This window comes from Ornithinicoccus halotolerans (assembly GCF_009602535.1).
GTDB classification, from domain to species: Bacteria; Actinomycetota; Actinomycetes; order Actinomycetales; family Dermatophilaceae; genus Ornithinicoccus; species Ornithinicoccus halotolerans.
This window is the reverse complement of sequence record NZ_WIQI01000184.1, coordinates 1-2,957: the sequence shown is the minus strand read 5'-3', so window position 1 is coordinate 2,957 and position 2,957 is coordinate 1. Positions and strand designations below refer to the sequence as shown.

3 protein-coding genes and 1 pseudogene are annotated in these 2,957 nt (G+C 71.2%); 3 read left to right on the top strand and 1 reads right to left on the bottom strand.

The window, feature by feature from the left end; genetic code table 11:
• A partial coding sequence (locus GFJ45_RS15785) for an ATP-binding cassette domain-containing protein (protein WP_228387200.1) occupies positions 1 to 335 on the bottom strand: 335 nt, incomplete at its 3' end.
• A 150-nt stretch (positions 336 to 485) separates the two neighbouring features.
• Here GFJ45_RS15785 and GFJ45_RS15780 point away from each other — a divergent pair.
• The 3 genes and pseudogenes from GFJ45_RS15780 to GFJ45_RS15770 all read left to right on the top strand — a co-directional run.
• Positions 486 to 1,256 carry a helix-turn-helix transcriptional regulator gene (locus GFJ45_RS15780; protein WP_228387197.1) on the top strand — a complete coding sequence of 257 codons (771 nt, stop codon included), beginning with the start codon at positions 486 to 488 and terminating at the stop codon, positions 1,254 to 1,256.
• Complete coding sequence (gene sufB / locus GFJ45_RS15775) at positions 1,253 to 2,674, top strand: Fe-S cluster assembly protein SufB (RefSeq protein WP_153398976.1); 1,422 nt, start codon at positions 1,253 to 1,255, stop codon at positions 2,672 to 2,674. Before GFJ45_RS15780 ends, sufB begins: the two co-directional genes overlap by 4 nt.
• Positions 2,674 to 2,957: pseudogene (locus GFJ45_RS15770) on the top strand (Fe-S cluster assembly protein SufD); the annotation flags it as partial. The gene sufB and the pseudogene GFJ45_RS15770, both read left to right, overlap by 1 nt.

The following is a 2,957-nucleotide window of genomic DNA, read 5'->3' as shown; positions in this document are numbered from 1 at the left end:
GCCAGCTCCTCCACGTCCGCCGGCGCGGTGTACAGCCGCGCCAGGTGGCGCAGCAGCCGCAGCGCCGGCACCGCCTGCGGCAGCCCGCCGTCCTGCAGCATCACGCCGACCCGGGCCCGGTGCTCGGGGCAGGCGCGCCACGGCTGCCGGCCCAGCCCCTCGACCTCACCGGAGTCGGGCCGCAGCAGCCCCTCGGCGACCTCGACGGCGGTGGTCTTGCCGGCCCCGTTCGGCCCCAGCACGCAGGTGACCTGTCCGGCCGGGGCCTGCCAGGTCATCCCGTCCAGCGCGGTCACCGGACCGAACCGCTTGGACACCTGCTGCAGCCGGATCACGACAGGCCATGCTAGGCGAGCGGACCGCTCCCGCCCGCCCCGGCCGCGACCGTCACCGCGGGCCGCGAACCGGGCGCTGGAGCGGGAACACGGGTTAGGTCTGCCTACGTTGGCCTGACAGTGGATATACGTCACACTGACATGGTGTTTATGGCAGGCGGCAGCACCGAGTCCCGCACCCGGGACCGGGTGCGCCGTGCTGTCGGCGAGCGGGGTCCGGTGACCGCCCGCCAGCTGGCGAGCGACCTCGGGCTGACCGCCGCCGCTGTCCGGCGCCACCTGGACGCCCTGGCCGCCGACGGGCTCATCACCGAAGGCGACGGCGGCCCGCGCCCCGGGCGCCGCGGCCGGGGCCGCCCGGCCCGCAGCTACGTGCTCACCGAGAAGGGCCAGGACCAGCTGGGCACCAGCTATGACGACGTCGCCAACGCCGCGCTGCGCTTCCTCGCCGCCCAGGCGGGACCGGGGTCGGTGGAGCACTTCGCCGAGGAGCACGTCGCGGCGCTGGAGGAGCGGCTGCACGGCACCGTCGAGCAGGCCGGCCCCGAGGTGGCCGCCCGCGCCGAGGCGCTCGCCGAGGCGCTGTCGCAGGAGGGCTTCGCCGCCAGCACCCGGACCGTGGGGGAGGGGACCGGGCTGACCGGCATACAGTTGTGCCAGGGCCACTGCCCGGTGCGCAGCGTCGCGACCGAGTTCCGGCAGTTCTGCGACGCCGAGACCGAGGCCATCTCCCGGCTGCTAGGCGTCCACGTGCAGCGGCTGGCCACGCTCGCCGGCGGCGAGCACGTCTGCACCACCTTCGTCCCCACCGGCTCCCTCAGCGGCGCCCCGGGCACGACCACGCGCATGCACACCCCCGAGTCAGTAGGCACGAGCGACAGGGCACCCGACCCCACGACCGAAGGAAGGTCCGCGCGATGAGCACGAATATCGAAGAGCTGAACCCCGGCCTGAAGGACCTGGGCCGCTACGAGTACGGCTGGGCCGACAGCGACGTCGCCGGGGCCGCGGCTCGCCGCGGCCTGGGCGAGGACGTCGTCCGCGACATCTCGGCGCGCAAGGACGAGCCGGAGTGGATGATCAAGAACCGGCTCAAGGCGCTGCGGCTGTTCCACAAGAAGCCGATGCCCACGTGGGGCAGCGACCTGTCCGACATCGACTTCCAGAACATCAAGTACTTCGTGAAGTCGACCGAGCAGCAGGCCACCACCTGGGACGAGCTGCCCGAGGACATCAAGAACACCTACGACCGGCTGGGCATCCCCGAGGCCGAGAAGCAGCGGCTGATCGCCGGCGTCGCGGCCCAGTACGAGTCCGAGGTCGTCTACCACCAGATCCGGGAGGACCTGGAGGCCAAGGGCGTCATCTTCGTCGACACCGACAGCGGCCTGCGTGAGCACGAGGACCTGTTCCGGGAGTACTTCGGCTCGGTCATCCCGGCCGGTGACAACAAGTTCGCCTCGCTGAACACCGCGGTGTGGAGCGGTGGCTCCTTCATCTACGTGCCGCCGGGCGTGCACGTCGACATCCCGCTGCAGGCCTACTTCCGGATCAACACCGAGAACATGGGCCAGTTCGAGCGGACGCTGATCATCGCCGACGAGGACTCCTACGTGCACTACGTGGAGGGCTGCACGGCGCCGATCTACGACACCGACTCGCTGCACTCGGCGGTCGTGGAGATCGTGGTGAAGAAGAACGCCCGGGTGCGCTACACGACGATCCAGAACTGGTCCAACAACGTCTACAACCTGGTCACCAAGCGCGCCACCTGCGAGGAGGGCGCGACCATGGAGTGGATCGACGGCAACATCGGCTCCAAGGTGACGATGAAGTACCCGGCCGTCTACCTGCTGGGCGAGCACGCCAAGGGCGAGACCCTCTCGGTCGCCTTCGCCGGTGAGGGCCAGCACCAGGACGCCGGCGCCAAGATGGTCCACGCCGCGCCGCACACCTCCTCGACCATCGTCTCCAAGTCGGTGGCCCGCGGCGGTGGGCGCACCTCCTACCGCGGCCTGGTCCAGGTCCTGGAGGGTGCCTCCCACAGCAGGTCCAGCGTGGTCTGTGACGCGCTGCTGGTGGACACCATCTCCCGCTCCGACACCTACCCCTACGTCGACGTCCGCGAGGACGACGTGCAGATGGGCCACGAGGCGACCGTCTCCAAGGTGTCCGAGGACCAGCTGTTCTACCTGATGTCCCGCGGGCTCTCCGAGACCGAGGCCATGGCCACCATCGTGCGCGGCTTCATCGAGCCGATCGCGCGGGAGCTGCCCATGGAGTACGCCCTGGAGCTGAACCGCCTGATCGAGCTGCAGATGGAAGGAGCCGTCGGCTGATGACGCTGCTCACCGACAAGCCCGAGCACACCGACCCGCAGTCCCTGGCCGCGCGGGTCCCGGACGAGTCGCGCGCGGCCCGGACGACCTCGTTCGAGCCGGCCGACTTCCCGCTGCCCAACGGCCGGGAGGAGGAGTGGCGGTTCACGCCGGTCGACCGGCTGGGCACGCTGTTCGCGGACGGGAACGACTCGGGCCACCTGGCCAGCGACGCCGACCTCCCCGACGGCGCGACGCTGACCGAGGTCAGCGCCGCCGAGGCGCGCGAGCTCGCGCCGCGGCC

Excerpts from the sequence above, each read along its gene's own strand:
- GFJ45_RS15780 (WP_228387197.1), top strand. The coding sequence starts at position 486 with ATGGCAGGCGGCAGCACCGAGTCCCGCACCCGGGACCGGGTGCGCCGT.
- sufB (WP_153398976.1), top strand. The coding sequence starts at position 1,253 with ATGAGCACGAATATCGAAGAGCTGAACCCCGGCCTGAAGGACCTGGGC.